14 protein-coding genes are annotated in these 17553 nt (G+C 62.1%); 7 read left to right on the top strand and 7 right to left on the bottom strand.

What is annotated here, in order from left to right; genetic code table 11:
• The first annotated feature begins 1 nt into the window (after position 1).
• From J7557_RS09010 to J7557_RS08990, 5 genes are all read left to right on the top strand, one after another.
• Positions 2-1597 carry a bifunctional aspartate transaminase/aspartate 4-decarboxylase gene (locus J7557_RS09010; RefSeq protein WP_291419459.1) on the top strand — a complete coding sequence of 532 codons (1596 nt, stop codon included), beginning with the start codon at positions 2-4 and terminating at the stop codon, positions 1595-1597.
• Positions 1598-1691: 94 nt separating this feature from the next.
• Positions 1692-1970: a YtcA family lipoprotein gene (locus J7557_RS09005; RefSeq protein ID WP_291419457.1), complete on the top strand. Its 279-nt coding sequence runs from the start codon at positions 1692-1694 to the stop codon at positions 1968-1970.
• Positions 1970-3013, top strand: coding sequence for a multidrug transporter subunit MdtN (mdtN, locus tag J7557_RS09000; RefSeq protein WP_291419455.1), 1044 nt, complete (start codon positions 1970-1972; stop codon positions 3011-3013). The genes J7557_RS09005 and mdtN overlap by 1 nt, the downstream gene beginning before the upstream one ends.
• The gene (locus tag J7557_RS08995) at positions 2994-4985 is read left to right on the top strand and encodes an FUSC family protein (protein WP_291419453.1); all 1992 of its coding nucleotides are present in this window, start codon (positions 2994-2996) and stop codon (positions 4983-4985) included. Before mdtN ends, J7557_RS08995 begins: the two co-directional genes overlap by 20 nt.
• Complete coding sequence (locus J7557_RS08990) at positions 4985-6499, top strand: TolC family protein (protein ID WP_291419451.1); 1515 nt, start codon at positions 4985-4987, stop codon at positions 6497-6499. The genes J7557_RS08995 and J7557_RS08990 overlap by 1 nt, the downstream gene beginning before the upstream one ends.
• A gap of 446 nt (positions 6500-6945) precedes the next feature.
• Here the strand turns inward: J7557_RS08990 and J7557_RS08985 are convergent, their stop codons facing one another.
• Positions 6946-7947 carry an oxidoreductase gene (locus tag J7557_RS08985; protein ID WP_291419449.1) on the bottom strand — a complete coding sequence of 334 codons (1002 nt, stop codon included), beginning with the start codon at positions 7945-7947 and terminating at the stop codon, positions 6946-6948.
• 94 nt (positions 7948-8041) lie between these two features.
• On the opposite strand from J7557_RS08985, the gene J7557_RS08980 reads away from it, so the two are divergent.
• On the top strand, positions 8042-8968 hold the full coding sequence (locus tag J7557_RS08980; RefSeq protein WP_291419447.1) for an AraC family transcriptional regulator: 927 nt from the start codon (positions 8042-8044) through the stop codon (positions 8966-8968).
• A 149-nt stretch (positions 8969-9117) separates the two neighbouring features.
• Here J7557_RS08980 and J7557_RS08975 read toward each other — a convergent pair whose 3' ends face one another.
• From J7557_RS08975 to J7557_RS08960, 4 genes are read right to left on the bottom strand one after another with little or no spacing between them, the layout of a single operon-like run.
• Entirely contained in the window at positions 9118-10713 is a 1596-nt protein-coding gene (locus tag J7557_RS08975) for a glycoside hydrolase family 43 protein (protein ID WP_291419445.1), read from the bottom strand.
• Positions 10714-10763: 50 nt separating this feature from the next.
• A complete protein-coding gene (locus J7557_RS08970; protein ID WP_291419443.1) occupies positions 10764-11699 on the bottom strand; it encodes an aldo/keto reductase in 936 nt (311 codons plus the stop codon).
• Positions 11696-12730 carry an L-idonate 5-dehydrogenase gene (locus J7557_RS08965; protein ID WP_291419441.1) on the bottom strand — a complete coding sequence of 345 codons (1035 nt, stop codon included), beginning with the start codon at positions 12728-12730 and terminating at the stop codon, positions 11696-11698. Before J7557_RS08965 ends, J7557_RS08970 begins: the two co-directional genes overlap by 4 nt.
• An 18-nt stretch (positions 12731-12748) precedes the next feature.
• A complete protein-coding gene (locus tag J7557_RS08960) occupies positions 12749-13816 on the bottom strand; it encodes an ABC transporter ATP-binding protein (RefSeq protein ID WP_291419439.1) in 1068 nt (355 codons plus the stop codon).
• Positions 13817-13922: 106 nt separating this feature from the next.
• Here J7557_RS08960 and J7557_RS08955 point away from each other — a divergent pair, with 106 nt between their 5' ends.
• Positions 13923-14699 (top strand): GntR family transcriptional regulator, encoded by a 777-nt coding sequence (locus tag J7557_RS08955; protein ID WP_291419438.1) that lies wholly within the window; start codon positions 13923-13925, stop codon positions 14697-14699.
• A 43-nt stretch (positions 14700-14742) separates the two neighbouring features.
• On the opposite strand, the gene J7557_RS08950 is transcribed toward J7557_RS08955, so the two are convergent.
• A complete protein-coding gene (locus J7557_RS08950; RefSeq protein WP_291419436.1) occupies positions 14743-16704 on the bottom strand; it encodes a LamG-like jellyroll fold domain-containing protein in 1962 nt (653 codons plus the stop codon).
• 16 nt (positions 16705-16720) lie between these two features.
• Positions 16721-17551 (bottom strand): carbohydrate ABC transporter permease, encoded by an 831-nt coding sequence (locus tag J7557_RS08945; RefSeq protein ID WP_291419434.1) that lies wholly within the window; start codon positions 17549-17551, stop codon positions 16721-16723.
• Between the last annotated feature and the right edge of the window lie 2 nt (positions 17552-17553).

Below are 17553 nucleotides of genomic sequence, written 5' to 3'. Positions count from 1 at the left end.
AATGGCAAAAGTCGACTATTCGCAGTTTTCCAAGCTCAGCCCCTTCGAACTCAAGGACAATCTGATCAACCTCGCCGCGAGCCACCGCGACAGGCTGATGCTCAATGCCGGTCGCGGCAATCCCAATTTCCTCGCGACGCTGCCGCGCCGCGCCTTCTTCCAGCTTGGCCTCTTCGCTACCGCTGAATCCGAACTGTCCTTCTCGTTCATGCCTGAAGGGGTCGGGGGCTATCCGCGCAGCGACGGGCTGATCTCGCGCTTCGACACGTTCATTGCCCAGCATACCGACCGCCCCGGCGTGGTGTTTCTGGGCAAGGCACTGTCCTATGTCAGGGACCAGCTTGGCCTTGATCCCCATGCTTTCCTCCTCGAAATGGTGGAAGGCATTCTGGGCTGCAATTACCCCGTTCCCGACCGCATGCTGCGCCTCAGCGAAGAGGTGGTGAAGGAATATATCGCCCGCGAAATGGGCGCCCCGGGCATGGATCACGAAAGCTTCGACCTCTTTGCCGTTGAAGGCGGCACCGCGGCCATGGCCTATATCTTCAACACGCTCAAGCAGAACAAGCTCATCTCCAAGGGCGACAAGATCGCCATCGGCGCCCCGATCTTCACGCCCTATCTCGAAATCCCCGAGCTTGCCGAATATCAGCTCGAACAGGTGCTGATCGAGGCCGATCCCAATCTCGGCTGGCAATATCCGCTCTCTGAGCTGAAAAAACTCGAAGACCCCTCGATCAAGGCCTTCTTCCTCGTCAATCCGAGCAATCCGCCCTCGGTCAAGCTCAACGACGAAAGCCTTGCAGCCATTGCCGAAATCGTGCGCAAGCGCCCCGATCTCATCCTGCTTACCGACGACGTCTACGGCACCTTTGCCGACAATTTCAAATCGCTCTTCGCCAGCTGCCCGAACAATACGATCCTGGTCTATTCGTTCTCGAAATATTTCGGGGCGACGGGCTGGCGGCTGGGCGTCATTGCCCTTTCCAAGGACAATGTGCTCGACAAGGCTCTCGGCAATCTCTCCGACGCCGACAAGACCGAGCTCGACGAGCGCTACTCGACGCTCACCACCGAGCCGCGCAAGATAAAATTCATCGACCGGCTCGTTGCCGATAGTCGCGCCGTGGCGCTCAACCACACGGCGGGCCTTTCCACACCGCAACAGGTGCAGATGGTCCTGTTCTCGCTCTTCAACATGATGGACGCGCGGCAGGATTATAAGGAAGCGCTCAAAACCCTGGTGCGCCGGCGCGAAGCCGCGCTCTATGACCAGCTCGGCCTGCCGCGCGAGAGCGATCCCAATTCGGTCGATTATTATACGCTGGTCGACATGGAGAGCACCTGCCGCAAACTCTGGGGCGACGGCTTTGCCGATTGGGTGCTGAAGACGCAGAACCCGACCGAGGTCCTGTTCCGCGTCGCCGACGAGACCGGGGTCATTCTGCTGCCGGGCAGCGGCTTCGGCGTGCTTCATCCCTCGGGCCGCGCTTCGCTCGCAAATCTGCAGGAATATCAATATGCCGCCATCGGAAAATCGCTTCGCAAGCTGGCGGAGGAATATTATGAGGAGTTCAAGAAAAGCGGCGGCAAATAGCGTTCTCACAAGGTGATAGGGGCGCGGGCTTTGGTGGCATTCCAGGGCCCGCGCTCGACCTCATGATCCGGCGCGGCATAAGGACAGAACAGATATGACACGGTCGAGCCGATACGGCATTGCCATTCTGGTGACCGCTTTACTCGCGGGTTGCAGCGCCACGGGCGGCCCGCCCTCGGTGCCGATTTTCGGCTCCTTCTTTCCCGCCTGGGTCATCTGTGCGGTGGGCGGCATTTTCGTTGCCGTGATCATCCGGGCACTGCTCATTGCCCTTCATATCGACGAGCACCTGCCGGCCCCGCCGCTGGTCTATCTGTGCCTCGCCATCAGCGGCGGCATCGTCCTGTGGATGGCATGGTCGGGAGTGGTGTGATGCGGGCGGTTCTGGGCAAGATCATCGGCTATGGAGTTTTTGTCGGCACGGCAGTGCTGATCTATCTCGCCTGGAGCGCCGGGCAGGCCAGTCCCCGCTCCGACGTCGCCGAGATCGAGGCGCCGGTAATCCAGGTTTCGTCCAATGTGCCCGGCCGCATCATTTCCATTGCGGTGACCAACAACCAGGCGGTGAAAAAGGGCGACATCCTGTTCCAGATCGACCCCGAGCCCTATCGCCTGCGGCTCGAACAGGCGCAGGCCGAACTGGCCGCCGCGCAATCCGAACTCGCCCAGGGCGAACGCAATATCGCCACCGAACAATCCAATGCCGATGTCGCGCAAAAGCAGATCGAGCGCGCCCAGTTCAATGCCGATCTCGCCCGGCAAACGCTTGAGCGTCTGGAGCCGCTACTCGGGCGCGGTTTTGTGACGGCCCAGCAGGTCGATCAGGCGCGCACCGCCTATAATGATGCTCTGGTCAGCCTCGATCAGGCCCTGCAGCAATCCCAGGGGGCGAGCCAGGTAATCGGTACGCTCGACACGCGTTCGGCCCAGGTGGATGTGGCAACGGCCACCGTGGCGCTGGCGCAGCGCGATCTCGACAATACGACGATCCGCGCTCCCTTTGACGGCATCATCTCGGGCCTGACCATGCCGGCGGGCGAATATGTCATTACCGGCCAGAGCGTTTTCGCCATGATCGACACGTCCCATTGGGAAGCGGTCGCCTTTTTCCGCGAAACCGAACTGCCCAACCTTGCCGTCGGCGACAACGTCGATGTCTTCGTCATGGCCAATTCCCGGCTCGCCGTGCCGGGCACCATATCCGCCATCGGCTGGGGCGTGCGTTCGACCGATGGCGCCACCATTCTGGGCCTGCCGATCATTTCCAATTCGCTCAATTGGGTGAAGGTCGCCAAGCGCTTCCCCGTCTATGTGGAACTGCACGAGCCGCCCACCGACCTGATGCGCGTGGGTGCCTCCGCCGTGGTCGTGGTGCGCGGAGAGACGGAAGCGGGCAATGGCGGCGACCAGCACTAGGCCGGGCCTTTTCGAGCTCTTTGTCGAAGAGCTGCGGCCCTATGAGGGCCGGCTGGGCGCCTCGCTGCGCATGACGCTTTGCTGCGTCATCGTCGTGGTGCTGGCGATGAGCCAGCACGTGCCCGAAGCCGCCCTCTCCTGCTATCTCATCTTCTTTGCCAGCCGCGACAATGCGGCAAGCGGCATTCTGATTGCGCTGGCCCTGATCGTTGCCGCCTCGGTGGGCATTCTCCTTGGCCTTCTGTTCCTGCAGATCGCTGCCGACGAGCCCATGCTGAGGCTATTCTTCATGGCGGCCTTCACCTTTGGCGGCATGTATTTTTCGGTGGCCACCAAAGCCGGCCCGATTGCCGCCACGGTGGGCTTCGTCTTCGCCTTCGTGATGACGCTCAACGATTTCGTGCCCATTCCCGAACTGCTGTCACGCGGACTGAGCTGGATGTGGGTCGTAGTGTTTTTCCCCATGGCGACGCTGGTTCTGGTCAATGCGCTGATCGGGCCCAATCCGGCAAAACTCGCCCGGCGCTACACGGCAAGGCGGCTGGCCGCCGCGGCGGGCGTGCTGCGGGATGAGCCCCGCGCAAGGGAAGAAGCCGCCGAACTGCTCGCCGAAGGCGCGGGTGAATCGGGGTCCTATACAAGGCTTGGCGCGCTTTTCGGCTTTCACTCCAAGACAGAGGCCGCGCGCCTCGCCGCTATTGCGCCCGAAGCGCGGAGCATTCTCGCCGACAGTTTTGGCGCCCGCCCCGACCCCGCCTTGGCACAAGGTTTTGCGCTTCTGGCAAAAGCCATCGAAGAGCGCGGAGCGCTTCCCATGAGCTGGCGTGCATTTGCCGATATTTCAGTCAATCGGCCCCTCGCCGCCTCAGCCGAGAAACTCGCGGGATGGTGGAGCGGAAGCCTTCCCCTGCCTGCGGAACGAAACGCCGAAAAGGCAGAACCGGCCGACACTTTTACCAATCCCGCCTATATGCAGTTCGCGCTCAAAACCATGCTGGCGGTGTTCATCACCTATGCCATCTATACCGTTGGCGGCTGGTTCGAAATCCACACGGCCATGATCACCTGCTTCTACGTGGCGCTCGGCACGACGGGGGAAACCCTGCATAAGGCCACATTGCGCATTATCGGCTGTCTCGTCGGCGCGGCCATGGGCGTGGGCAGCATCATCTTCATCATGCCGCATATGACCGATATCGGCCATTTGCTGCTCCTGGTGGCCGCGGGCAGTTTTATTGCCGCCTGGGTGGCCAATGGGTCGAGCCTTATCCAATATATGGGCTGGCAGATGGCGCTGGCCTTCTTTCTCTGCGTGCTGAAAGGTTTTGGGCCGGCCTTCGACATCGACGTCGCTACCGACCGCATCCTCGGCATCCTGATCGGCAATGTCGTGGTGACAGTGGTTTTCCTCTGGCTCTGGCCCGCCAGTGTTTCCACAAACATTGCCCGCAATCTTTCCGAGGCGGCGAAAAAGCTCGGCGAAGCGCTGCGTCCCTTCGGCACGAGCCTTGCCGCTATCGCCCCGAGACTGGGGGAGGCGGAGCGGCTTGGCCGGCTCTCGAATTTTGAGGCCAACCGCCTGCGCATGGTCTCGCCGATCCTGCCGCATGCCGCGGCCATCGAGGCGGCGACGCAAAAAGCCCTGCCCGAAGTGGCGCGACTGCGGCTCCTCCGTCAGCGCCAGCGCTACCTTTTCGGCGCGCCGCGCTGTGTGAAAGCGGCAACGCTTGCACAGGAAGCAGAAACGGCCGGGTTTTTGAATCTCGCTGCCGCCGCTATCATGACGCCTGAACCACAGGCCCGGACCATGCTGAACCTCTCGCTGCACCGATCGACCGAGGCCCTGCAAAGGCTTGAACGCCTAGCGCACAAGACCCCGCCGCGCGCGCCCTGGCGCCGCGATCTCGCCGAGACCGCCCGATCCTATCGCCAGCTGATAGACGGCTTTTCCCGCACGCTCGAGGCCCTGTGATGGCTTTTCGTCCGCTTTTCGGTATTGCCGCCCTTTTCAGTGCCCTTCTGATACTGGCCGCCTGTTCGAGTTCAGCCTTCAACCTGGCGCCGGCCAGCCCCACGACGCCCTATCGCGGCACGGCCGGCGCGCCGGCGACAAATGCGGGCGGCAGCGATTTCGCCGTCACGCCCGATCCGAGCCTGCCGATCGCGATCGCCGCGCCGCAACTCGACCCCGCGCGCAATTACGGCCTCTCCGAACTCATCAATATCGCCCAGCTTTCCAACCCGGCGACCCAGGCCGCCTGGCAGCGGGCGCGGGAAGCAGCAGCGGCGACCGGCATTGCCGAGGGCGCCTATCTGCCGATCCTCACCGCCGATGTTCTGGCCGGTTATGCCGTTACCTCCACCACCGCACCGGGTTTTGACGGCGTGCTGGTGGACATTCCCAATGGCAGCATCACCACGTCGGGCATGCAGGTCATGCCCTCGCTGGCCGTCAAATGGCTGCTCTTCGATTTCGGCGAGCGCGATGCAGCGCTGGCGACGGCGCAGCAATTGTCCTTTGCCGCCAATGTCGGCTTCAATGGCGCGCATCAGACACTGATCCACGAGGTCAGCATTGCCTATTTCCAATATAGCGCCGCACGGGCCCAGTCCCGCATCGATGCGGCCGCGCTCGACAATGCCAAAGTGGTGCTGACCGCCGCTCAGGCGCGCGTGGAACAGGGCGTGGCGACCACGATGGAAGTGGCGCAGGCCACCCAGCAGGTGGCGCAGGCCGAGTTCGACCTGACGCTGGCGCAGGGACGCGAGCGCAGCACCTATTCGGCTCTCCTCGGCGCCATGGGCATTTCCCCGGCGACCCGCATAAAAGTGCAGGATCTGGGCGGTAAGCCGCTGCCACGACAGGTGCCGGCTGACCTCGAGCAGTTGATCACCACCTCGCTGCAACGCCGCCCGGACGTGCAGGCGGCCTTTGCCCAGGTAAAAGCCAGCGAACAGGGCATTTTGGCCGCAGAGGCCGGGTTCCTGCCCAAGGTGGCGCTGACCGGCACGGTCAACCGCACCTTTGGCAGCTATTCGGTGACCGATTCGCGCTTTGACACCACCGCCACGCTCGATGTAAGCCAGCCCAATGCCGCCGTGCTCCTGGGCATTTCCGTGCCGATCTTCGACGGGGGCATGCGCGACGCGCGGCTCGACGCCGCCAAGGCAAATGCCGCCGCCTCGCAACAGGATTTTGCCCGCCTGCAAAGCGCGGCGGCGCAGGAAATCGTCGTGGCCTATGACGTGCTGCGCACGAGCCTTTCCGCCTATGCCGCCGCCAGCGCGCTGGTAAACGCCGCCAAGGTCAACAATGAAGCCGCGCTAGACTATTACAAGAATGGTCTGGGGACGCTGGCCGATATCAGCGTCACCCAGACAGGCCTCTTAAAAGCCCAATACGCCCAGGCCCAGGCCCGCAGCGACGCCTTCGTGGCCGCGGCAACGCTGGCCTTTGCCACCGGGACATTGACCAGCGCGCAATAGAGCGTTTTTGGGCGCGACAAGCCGCAAGCACTTCGTGGGTGCCGGCCGATGATGGTATCGATGGGAAGAAGTGGCGGAGAGAGGGACTCTCCGGGAGTTCCGGAAGCACAGGGCTTTCAGCGTCAAAGGCTCGAAAACCAATGTGCATAAGGAACATCTCGATCTCAAGGCCGGGATGGCACAACCAGCTCTAGCCTGAGTTCCAAGCTCTTCGGACGCTGCATTTTGCGGTTACCGCGGCACGGTCGAGATTGCATGGGATTTCGACGATTCACGCCTCCGTCAAGTGTTCATCGAGGCGGTCAAGAGCGTCAAATAGAGCCTCGGCCGCGCATGAGTAGAGGGCGCTCCTGCGACCGTCCTCTATTTCCATCCCGCAACAGCGTGGCTGAGGCGGGGAGCGTAGAAGCGTTTGTTTCCGCCGCTCCCCCGGCTTCAAGGTTAATTTATTCAATCCCTATGCCGGTCATGGCTTCGCTGATGGTCCAGAGGCGCCGGGCTGAATCGGTGTCGATCGCATAGGCTGCGACATGGGAAGTGCGCCGGTCACGGCCCTCAAGCGTCAGTGCCGTCCTGCCTTGCTCTATGGGTGCAATATCCGAATTAGCACAGAATACACCGCCTCTGCCTTCGAGCTGCGGGCTGACGGCGCACCAGATATGGGTGGCGGCGCCCTGCGGTACCGATTTCATATCGCGGTCCGGATCGATGACCGGCTCGCCATCGGCACCGAGATTGCCCATTTCCTTCAACCTTTCGGTGGACAAATGCTTGGCAAGGCCGGTGACGATGCCGCCCGGATGCAGCGAGAAGGCGCGGATGCCGTGGTCACGGCCCAGCCGATCCAGTTCGACCGCGAACAGGATGTTTGCGGTTTTGGATTGGCCATAGGCGCTCCAGGGATCGTAGGGACGGGTCTCAAAATTGATGTCGTCCCAGACGATATCGGAGAAGCGGTGGCCCATGGACGAGACCGAGACCACCCGCGCGCCATTGGCGCGCTTCAGCGCCGGCAACAGCCGCAGCACCAGTTGGAAATGCCCCAGGTGATTGGTGGAGAACTGCATCTCATTGCCGCGCGCATCGCGGGTCAGTTCGGGCACGGCCATGATGCCGGCGCTGTTGATGAGAAGATGCAGCGACAGCCCGGAGTTGACGATGCCGCGGGCGAAACTGTCAATCGAGGCGGGGTCGTTGAGGTCCATGGGCCGCACTTCGATGCCGCCGCCGATCTCGGAGACGGCGCGGCGGGCGCGCTCGATATCACGCGCCGGCACGATGACGCGCGCGCCGGCCTCGGCCAATGTGCGCGCGGCTTCAAGCCCGAGGCCCGCATATCCGCCAGTGACGATGGCGAGTTTGCCCACAAGATCGATGCCGGCGATGACATCGAGCGTGGTCGTGTGGGCGGAAAAACCCGAGCCGAGCGGGATCTGGGGAGTGGTCATTTTGGCTTTCTCCATTCTTGAGGCTTGGATATGGCGGGGGTTGCGCGTATTTTGAATGTGCAAAAGTCCCGTATTTCTTCGCTTGCGTTCAGAAATGCCTCGTGATCCCCTGTCTCAAACTCTCGAACTGGTCGATGCCCGCACCATCTATGCGGGCGGTTTCATCGGCGGCGGCAAATGGTCCATCCGTTTCGAGCCTCCCAGGAAGATCAAGTTTTTCGTCATCGGGCGCGGTCGGTGCCACCTGGCCCTGGATGGGACCGAGCCGCCATTCCTCCTGGAGCAGGGCGACATTTTCCTGCTCACGCGCAATGCTGGCTTCACGGTTGCAAGCGACCTGTCGATGCCGCCGCGTCCGTCTGCGGACCTGTTCCGGGGTGCCGGCGCGGCCATCGTCCCAGTCGGGGAGGGTAACGATTTCCTGTTTTTGGGCGGGCACCTCGATACCGACCAGGCCGGCGGACGGCTAATGGTGGAGAGCCTGCCCGATTTCATTCACCTGACCGCCAGCGATAGCGGCGCCGGGCGGCTGGCGGCCCTGATCGGCGAACTTGTCGAGGAAGCGGCCGGCCGGGCGCCGGGTGCGGAGATGGCCTGTTCCAGCCTGGCGCATCTTTTGCTGATCCAGATATTGCGCCGCCACCTTGCCGCCGGCAACACGGTGGAGATGGGCTGGCTGCGTGCCGCCTGCGACCCGCGGCTGGTGCCGGTGCTGGCGCTGATCCATGAAGATCCGTCACGCCATTGGTCGCTGGCCGAGATGGCGCGTGCCGCGGCGATGTCGCGCACGACCTTTGCCACGCATTTCAAGGCTGTAGCAGGCCTTCCTCCGCTGGCATATCTGACGGAATGGCGGATGCGGCAGGCCGACCGGGCACTGCGCAGGGAAGGCAGTTCGGTTTCGCGGGTGGCCCATGACGTCGGCTATAGTTCAGATGCGGCGTTCAGCACCGCCTTCAAGCGCGTTATGGGCTATTCGCCCCGCCGGCAACGCGATCAGGCTCCGGCTTTCACCCAATGACAGCAAGGCGTCCGGCTCAGGCGTGTCGGCGCTCAGCGCTTGGCGAATTGTCTTGCCAGTTCGCTCGTCTGCTTTGCTAGAATTGAGCCATCGCTACCAACAGCGATGAATTGGAAGCTTCAGGCGAAGCGGCGCCGGTCGCTGCCAAATTAGGCCTTCGCGCGAACCGGCACATAGTTGAAATAGGCGAAGTCCGCGGGTGTCGCCGTGCCATTCAGGTCATTTGCGGCCATGCCGACGAAGGCTCCGGTAAAACTGCCGTCGACGCCATAGGCTCCGCCCTCGTCGGACAGCAGCGAAGCGTCGAGAACCGGCCCTACCGGAACCAGCGGACCGTCTGCGCCGATGCCATAGAAAAATTGAAGACCGGCTTCGCGGACCGAAAGCGCCAGCCTGATAGCGCCGGTCTGCGGCAAAACTACGGGCGGCGCAGGAAACTGCACATTGCCATCCGGGAAGCTGCTGGGCGAACTCATGATCAGCAATTCGCGCTGGCCATCAGCGTCCGCGGTGATAGCGAGATAATGGAAATTGTAGCGCTGATAATAGGCGACGAGCCCTGCCATGACGCGCTCGTTGGTCGGCGCGACCTCCACCAGAGTTTCGGCATCGTAGTCGAAATGGGTCTGCCGGCGCGCCACGAGCGCCTGTTCAAACCATGAACCCACGGATTCTCGCCCAAAAAGACGCAATTTGCCGCCCGTCACCGCAAAGATGCGCTCCGGCTCCGGCGTGCGCAGCCATTGGAAGTCGCTGTGCAACCCTTCGCCGAAAGTGTAGTGGCGTGGTGCATCAAGACGGCCATCCCGGTTTGCTGGCAGATCCACGCGGACTTCGGGCAGAATGCCGCCTCTTTTGAGCCACAACCAGTCATCCCGCCATTCCACTTCCTGAATAGCCGTCTCCCGCCCCAGGACACAGCGTCTTTTCTGGGTGATGGGCCGGCCGGCAAGATGCACGATGAAGTGGCGACCGTCCGCTGTTTCGACCCAGTCACCATGTCCTGTTCGCTGCAGCGGGTGAAGCGGAGCGTCCTTGGCGGTGAAAATGTGCTTCTGCGGATGGGTCTCATAGGGCCCGTCAATCTGCCGCGAACGCGCCAGCGTCACCGCATGGTCATAGCCGGTGCCGCCCTCGGCAGTCAGCAGATAGTACCAGCCATTGCGCTTGTAGAGATGCGGCCCTTCGGTGAGCCCGAGATCGGTCCCGTACCAGATGGTCTTGACGGAGCCGACCAGCCTGCCGCGCACCGGGTCGAATTCCTGCAGGCGGATACCGGCAAACATATTTGGCCGGGCGCGATGATCCCAAAGCATATTGACGAGCCACTTGCGCCCATCGTCGTCGTGAAAAAGGCTGGGGTCGAAGCCGGACGAATTGAGATAGACCGGATCGGACCAGGGGCCCTTTATGTCCGCGGCGGTAACGACGTAATTATGCGTATCCTTGAACGATCCGTCCTTGCGCTTGACGTCCGTATAAACCAGCCAGAATTTTTCCCCGTCATGGGTTAGACACGGCGCCCATACACCGCAACTATCTGGATTGCCGCGCATATCGAGCTGGCTCTTGCGGTTGAGCGGCCGCGTGATCAGCGTCCAGTTAGCAAGGTCGGTGCTGTGATGAATCTGCACGCCCGGAAACCACTCGAAGGTCGAGGTGGCGATGTAATAGTCTTCGCCCACCCGCAGGATCGAAGGGTCCGGGTTGAAACCGGGCAGGATCGGATTGGTGACGAGCGGCATGGCGATCCTCGATCAGTGGTGATTTTGGGCAGGCGAGGGGTCGATGCGCATCAACCCCAATCCTTGCCGGCAACCGGCGCGAGGATGGCCTGAACCCCCGCGACCAGTTCGGAATCTGCCGGCGTGCCGAACCAGGAGAGACAACGTTCGAGCGAGGACCGGCTGGCAGTGCTGAACATGGTGGTGGCGATCTCGGGGTGACCGGTGGAAAACTGGAAGGCCAATTGACTGATCGAGGTGCCGCTTCTGGCGCAATAGTCCGCGGCCGCGCGGAAAACGGCGCGATCCTCGGGCCCGGCGACATGCCAGTCCGCCGGCCCACGCTCCGTAAGGAGGCCGCTGGCAAAGGGCGAGGCATTGATGATGCCGATGCCCTTTTCGCGCGCCTTCGGCAACAGCGAGGTCGATCGGGTATCGTTGAGGCAGTAGTGGTTGTGGACAAGGGCCGCATCCACCGGCAACTCGGCAAAAATGCGGTGCCAGAGGTCCATTGGATAAATGCCGAAACTGACCGAACCAATGCGCCCCTCGAGCTTGAGAGCAAGCAGTGTCTCAAAACCCTCGGTCAACGCCTGATCAAGATGGCTTCGCCCTTGATATTCGACGTCATGGATATGGATGATGTCGAAATAGTCGGTACCAAGACGCGCGGCGCTCTCATCAAGGGACGCTCTTATACGCGCGGCGGAATAGTCGAGCGTGTCGTGTCCATAATGGTCGGGGTCGGTATATTTGCCCACCTTGGTCGAGAGCACATAGCGCGACCGGTCGATACCCTTTAGCGCCTTGCCCAAAACGGTTTCCGACCGCCCTCCGCCATAGGCGGGAGCAACGTCGAAATAAGTGATACCCGCATCGAGCGCCGCATGCACCGTGGCGATCGCCTCGGCCTCATCCACGTGGCGAAAAACGCCGCCCAGCGCCGAGGCGCCGAAACTCAGGGCCGAAACCTCGAGCCCCGTGTGACCCAGAGCATTGCGCTTCATGGTTCGATCTGCACCTTGATCACCCCATCCTTGCCCACGGCGCGCGCCATGGCAGCGTCCATTTCGGCAAGCGGATAGGTGGCGTTGACGAGCCGGTCCACCGACACACGCCCCGATGACAGCAGATCGAGGGCAATGCCGAAGGCATTGGCGAAGCGGAAGGAGCCGAGATAGTTCAGTTCGCGCGCCATGATCGTGTTGAGCGGCGCGGTGACATCGGCCGGCAGCGTCCCGATCTGCACGATCGTGCCGCCGCGCCGCGCAAGGGCGATGGCAGCGGAAACCGCGGGCGGTGCGCCCGAGGCTTCGAAAACGACATGAAAGCCTTCTGGGGCGAGCGCTTCGGCTGCACCAACGATATCCGGATCGGCCGCATCTAGCGCTCCATCCGCACCAAGCTCGACCGCCAGGGCACGCGGAAATTCAGCAATGTCGGAAAGCACGACCCGGCTGGCGCCGAAGGCCCGCGCCACCAATGCCGTCAATTGACCGATGGCGCCGCCGCCGATCACCAGCACCGATTTGCCAGCCAGTGTGCCAGCCCGCATGGCGGCGTGCACGCAGACCGAAAGCGGCTCGGTCATCGCGGCTGCGGTCCAGTCCAGGCCTTCGGGCAGGACGTGGCAATTGGCGGCCGGTGCCACCGCATATTCGGCAAATCCGCCATCCACATGCGGGTCGGTACTGGCAGAGCCATAAAACCGCATATTGATGCAGAGGTTGTAGCGCCCTTCGCGACAATAGGCGCAATGCCCGCAGGGCATGGATGGATCGATCGCCACACGCTTGCCCAACAGATTCGCGTCGCCGCCCGGACCCGCCGCCACCACTTCGCCCGCGATCTCATGGCCGAGAATGAAAGGCCGCTTGGGGACGAAGCTACCGGCCCTGCCATGCAAAAAGTAATGCATATCCGAACCGCAGATGCCGGCGCGTCGAACGCGTACCAGCACCTCCCCCGCGGCAGGCTGCGGGGTAGGAACCGTCTCGGCCCGCAGATCGCGCCGGCCGTGTAGAACAATGGCTTTCATATCGTGAAGACTCGGGAGTTATCGCGGACGCAGCGCCAGACCATCCGCGGCGAAAAGCTGCAGCCGGTCCGCCGGCGCCGTCAGCGCCACCGCATCGCCGGGCCGCAGACTGCTATTGCCCGGCAGCTTGACGATGACAGGTTCTGGCGTTCCGGCGTCGACGTAGACAATCGCCAGTTCGCCCAGATTTTCGATCACCGAAGCACGGCCGCGAATAAGCGCATTGCCGGTCGCCAGCGTCAGATCTTCGGGGCGCACACCCAGAACCGCCCCGGCCTCGACCGGCGCAGAAAAGGGTAGATCAATGGCATCACCTTCGGCAGTCTTGATCCGGCCATCGTCCACCCGAGTGACCGGCAGGAAATTCATGGCGGGAGAGCCGATGAACCCTGCCACAAAGCGGTTGGCCGGGGCGTGATAGAGCTCGAGTGGCGTTCCAACCTGCTCTACGCTGCCTGCGCGCATCACCACGATGCGGTCGGCCAGGGTCATGGCCTCGACCTGATCATGGGTAACGTAGATCATGGTGGTGTCGGACATGGACTGCTTGAGGCGGGCGATCTCGATACGCGTCGCCACACGCAATGCGGCATCGAGATTGGACAGGGGCTCATCGAACAGAAAAACCTTTGGATCGCGCGTAATCGCGCGACCAATGGCGACGCGCTGGCGCTGGCCACCCGAAAGCTGCTTGGGCAAACGGTCAAGCAAAGGCGTGAGCTGCAGCATTTCGGCCGCCCGGTTCACGCGCTGTTCGATCTCCGCCTTCGGTTCCTTGGCCATGCGCATGCCGAAGGACATATTGTCCCTGACGGTCATGTGCGGGTAGAGCGCATAGGACTGGAACACCATCGCAATGGCGCGCTCGGCAGGCGGCAGGTCGTTTACGAGGCGCCCGCCGATGGCAATGCTGCCGTCTGTAATGTCTTCAAGGCCCGCGATCATGCGCAGCAAAGTGGATTTGCCGCAGCCCGAAGGGCCCACGAACACCACGAACTCGCCGGCCCCGATGGTAAGGTCGATGCCTTTGAGCACGCTTACGCTGCCATAGGACTTCTTCAGTCCGGAAATCCGCAAATCGGACATTGGCTTCCTCGCCTCAAAAACTAATATATCGGTATATTGCTATACCGGTAGTGTCAACCGCTCTCGAATGTGTCAAGGTCAAAATCTCACGCGTTTAGGAGACACGATGCCCCGGCCCAGGCGGATCGAAGCGAAGGACAGCATCGATATCGGTGCGATCTTTTCGGCGAGCGACATCAATCCTGCACTTCCCAAGACTGCCCAGGTTTATGACCTCGTGCGGGGCGCCATCGTGTCTCTGGAAATGCCGCCGGGCATGGCGATCAACGAAAAGGAAATCTGCGAGCAATTACAGGTCTCCCGCACACCGCTGCGCGAGGCCATTTTGCAGCTCCATGCAGAAAACCTGGTCGATGTCCGCCCTAATGCGGGCACCTTCGTCGCACCGATCGATCTGCGTTACGTGCTCGAAGGACAGCTCGTCCGCGATGCTCTCGAGGTAAAGGTCGTGCGGTTTGCCGCGCGGCGGGTCAGCAAGGCTTTCCTCGCCCGGCTCGACCTCAACATGCATCAGCAAATACTGATGGCGACCGATAGCGACTACGACCAGTTCTACGAGCAGGATGAGGCGATGCACCAGCTCATCTGCGAACATGGCGGTTCGCCGCGCATCTGGCGCCTCGTGACTGGAGCCAAAGCGCAGCTCGACCGCGTACGTCGCCTGCAGATGCCTGAACCCAATCATATGAAAATCGTACTCGACGAGCACAGAGCCATCATTGAAGCCATCCGCGCCGGTGACGAGGGCGCCGCCGCCAAGGCGATGAAGGTCCACCTCGACCGGGTCTTCCTCACCATCCGCCACCTGATGACGCAGCGGGCCGAACTATTCGCGCCCGAAGCCGGACAATTGCTGGAGGAGTTCGAGCGCTTCTCGCTTTGAGAACCGGCAGCGCGGCGGGAGGATTTGCCGCGCCACCGGCCTCCTACTGCCGGACCTGGAAGGAGACGTGGACCGGCCGTGTGGCTGAAATTTCGACCCAGATCACCAGATCGCTGCGTTCAGCGCTGTGCCGCCAACCCAGACGCAGATGCTTGCCCGGCGAAACTGCCTCTCCATCGATCTCGACGCTGAGTTCGCCGGGGCAGTCTTGGACGATGAAGGCAGGGTTGATGATCGGGGTTTCGGTGCTACCCTCCAACGTGGCTCTGATCGCCGAGCTTCCCTTCAGGACGTAGGCCTTTTCTACCGGATCGAACTGCCCCTCTGCGCCCGAAAGCGGTGCCGGCGAAAGCCAGGCGGCAGCGAGCGGCACCAAATCTTCCGCCTTCCGGTCGGTCAGTCCATGCAGCATGACGCGCTGCCGGGAAGTGGGCGTCACCTTGTAGTCGGCCCATTCCGAGCCGGTCAGCACCGAAGAATGCGAAGCCCGGTCGGCCGCCACGGCGCGCCGACCGTCGGATGGAATATCGCTCGTCGGCCAATGGTTCCACCAGGGGAACTTCTGCCCTTCGCTCAGGGTCTCGTGGTAGTAAGGGGGAAAGAGCGGCGCCGGCTGCGGACCATCGTCGCGCGTCAGGCAGGGTTCATCCGAAACAATCATGTAGGGCCGCTGCGTCGCCTTGGTATTGATGACAGCGATATTGGCGCGTGCCGGTTCGGGCAAATGTCGCGGCCGACCATTTTCCCAGGAATAGGTTTTGGCTTCGCCTGCCATATTGGCCAGTGTCACCGGCTCGATCTCCAGCACATCCTCCGGCCGCTGGCCGGGGCCGAGCACCACGATGGACTCCTGGAATTCATGCGAGTCCATCGGCTGGGTGGAATGAAGCGTGATCGAGCGGGTCGCCGTGCCATCGGGATAGATGGTGTAGACCTCGTCCGAAAAATCCGTCCAACCGCTCACCGGGTCCTTGCGCGGTCGCACATCGAGCACGTCGACCAGGGCGTAGCGCCAATGCACGACGACGCGGGCATCATGGCTCTCGATGATGCGCACATGCGAATAGGCGCAATGCTTGTCCGACATCGGTTCGGCGCAACCGGTCGCGCCATTGCCCCAGGTTTCGTTGAATTCGTTGGTGTACCAGACCCCCTCCCCACTGACCCAGCAGGGGATGTAGTTGGTGCCACGCCAGAACACGACCCGATAATCGGCCTCGTCGAAGCGCACCAGAACGTCCGGATGCTCGCCGACGCGCCAGCGCCGATCCCAGCCATCATAATATCTGAGATATTCATATGTGGCCCCGAAGCGCCCTTTACCGGCTGGCCCGGCAGGTAGCTGGCGAGGTGCCAGTTCGGGCAATTCCGAGGGGCTCCCGACCGACCCAGCGGGAGCCACACCCGACCCGATTGTGACCGCTTCGATCAGACCGTCGAAATAAACGGTAATGGGCAGGTGCGCGTAGGGGCGGATCGGTCCAGTGGGAATAATCTCGTGGCGCGTGCGGCCAATGAGCGCCTCGCTTGCCTCCGATGGCCGATAGGTGCCCGAGACGCTGCTCCGCCCGACCTCCTGCCCGTCGACAAGGATGCGCATGGCAGTGCCGGGCTCGTATTCGAAGACGACCCGATGCCAACGATAGAGATCAAGCGCCATCTCCCCGTTGAGCACATGCAGGCCCGTACTGGTCACAAGGGCGAAACGCGGCCGCCCCCTGTCGTCAATGGCAATGCTGAAGCCGGATTCACCGCCATCCCGTTCAAGCGTCAAAGCATCGAGAAGCGGGCAGACATTCCAGGGATAGGCGGCAAGCGCCAGATTGACTGCAATATGGAACGAACCCGCCAAACCGGTCGGAGCCGGCCCCGACACATAGCCGGAAAAACCATCGAAGGTCAGTGCCTGCTCGGTATCGAGCCCTTTGACCGCGACGAGATAGCCGTGGCGCGTGTATTCTGTTTGAGCATCGCCGGCGGTCCAGCGATAGGACGAAGCAGACATGGATATTCCTTGAGAATTATGCTTTGAGCGCGCCTTCGATCAGACCGTTCTGAATCTGGCGGCGGAAGAGCAGGAAGACGATGAGCGGCGGTGCCGTTGCGAGCAGCAGGGCGGCGACCTTGAGATTCATGAGAGCGGCGTGGCTGCCCTGGAAGGCCATCATCCCGAGGGTGACAGTTCGCAACGACTGATCGTTGAGATAGATCAGCGGCCACATGAAATCGTTGAAGATCCAGATGAAATAGACGATGCCCACCGTGGCCATGGCCGGCTTGGCCAGGGGCAGCATGATGCGGGTGAAGATGTTCCATTCGGACACCCCTTCCACCCGCGCCGCCTCGGCGAGTTCGCGCGGGATGCCGGCGAAATACGCCCGGAAGAAGAAGATGGCGAAGGGCACCCAAGCGAAATAGGTGAGGATCACAGCCCAATAGGTGTTCACCAATCCCAGCGTCGCCATGATCTTGAAGCTCGGGACCAGGATCACCTGCGGCGGGATCATCATGCCCGCAAGGAAATAGAGAAACAGGGCCTCGCGGCCCCGGAACTGGAAATGCGCCAGCGCATAGCCGGCCGCACTGCAAAACGCGATGAGGCCGGTCACGGAAAGGGCCGTAATACCCAGCGAGTTGAGGTATAGCTGCGTAAAATTGCCCTGCTGCCAGGCATCGACGAACACCCCGAAATTGGGCGCCGTCGGCAGCGAGAATGGTGATTGGCTGATTTCCGCAGTGGTCTTGAGCGCCGTGGCGATCATCCACAGGAAGGGCAGCACGATCGAGACGGCAAGGGCCAGCAGCAGAAAATAGGCAGCGATCCGAACGGCGAATGGAAGCGATTTGAACATGG

Source organism: Devosia sp., assembly GCF_017744655.1.
Classification (GTDB): domain Bacteria; phylum Pseudomonadota; class Alphaproteobacteria; order Rhizobiales; family Devosiaceae; genus Devosia.
This window is presented reverse-complemented; position numbering and strand designations above follow the sequence as displayed.

What these genes read in the sequence shown, in the direction of transcription:
- J7557_RS09010 (WP_291419459.1), top strand. Translation starts at nt 2, where the DNA reads ATGGCAAAAGTCGACTATTCGCAGTTTTCCAAGCTCAGCCCCTTCGAA.
- mdtN (WP_291419455.1), top strand. Translation starts at nt 1,970, where the DNA reads ATGCGGGCGGTTCTGGGCAAGATCATCGGCTATGGAGTTTTTGTCGGC.
- J7557_RS09005 (WP_291419457.1), top strand. Translation starts at nt 1,692, where the DNA reads ATGACACGGTCGAGCCGATACGGCATTGCCATTCTGGTGACCGCTTTA.
- J7557_RS08980 (WP_291419447.1), top strand. Translation starts at nt 8,042, where the DNA reads ATGCCTCGTGATCCCCTGTCTCAAACTCTCGAACTGGTCGATGCCCGC.
- J7557_RS08945 (WP_291419434.1), bottom strand. Translation starts at nt 17,551, where the DNA reads ATGTTCAAATCGCTTCCATTCGCCGTTCGGATCGCTGCCTATTTTCTG.
- J7557_RS08950 (WP_291419436.1), bottom strand. Translation starts at nt 16,704, where the DNA reads ATGTCTGCTTCGTCCTATCGCTGGACCGCCGGCGATGCTCAAACAGAA.
- J7557_RS08955 (WP_291419438.1), top strand. Translation starts at nt 13,923, where the DNA reads ATGCCCCGGCCCAGGCGGATCGAAGCGAAGGACAGCATCGATATCGGT.
- J7557_RS08990 (WP_291419451.1), top strand. Translation starts at nt 4,985, where the DNA reads ATGGCTTTTCGTCCGCTTTTCGGTATTGCCGCCCTTTTCAGTGCCCTT.
- J7557_RS08965 (WP_291419441.1), bottom strand. Translation starts at nt 12,730, where the DNA reads ATGAAAGCCATTGTTCTACACGGCCGGCGCGATCTGCGGGCCGAGACG.
- J7557_RS08985 (WP_291419449.1), bottom strand. Translation starts at nt 7,947, where the DNA reads ATGACCACTCCCCAGATCCCGCTCGGCTCGGGTTTTTCCGCCCACACG.
- J7557_RS08975 (WP_291419445.1), bottom strand. Translation starts at nt 10,713, where the DNA reads ATGCCGCTCGTCACCAATCCGATCCTGCCCGGTTTCAACCCGGACCCT.
- J7557_RS08970 (WP_291419443.1), bottom strand. Translation starts at nt 11,699, where the DNA reads ATGAAGCGCAATGCTCTGGGTCACACGGGGCTCGAGGTTTCGGCCCTG.
- J7557_RS08960 (WP_291419439.1), bottom strand. Translation starts at nt 13,816, where the DNA reads ATGTCCGATTTGCGGATTTCCGGACTGAAGAAGTCCTATGGCAGCGTA.
- J7557_RS08995 (WP_291419453.1), top strand. Translation starts at nt 2,994, where the DNA reads ATGGCGGCGACCAGCACTAGGCCGGGCCTTTTCGAGCTCTTTGTCGAA.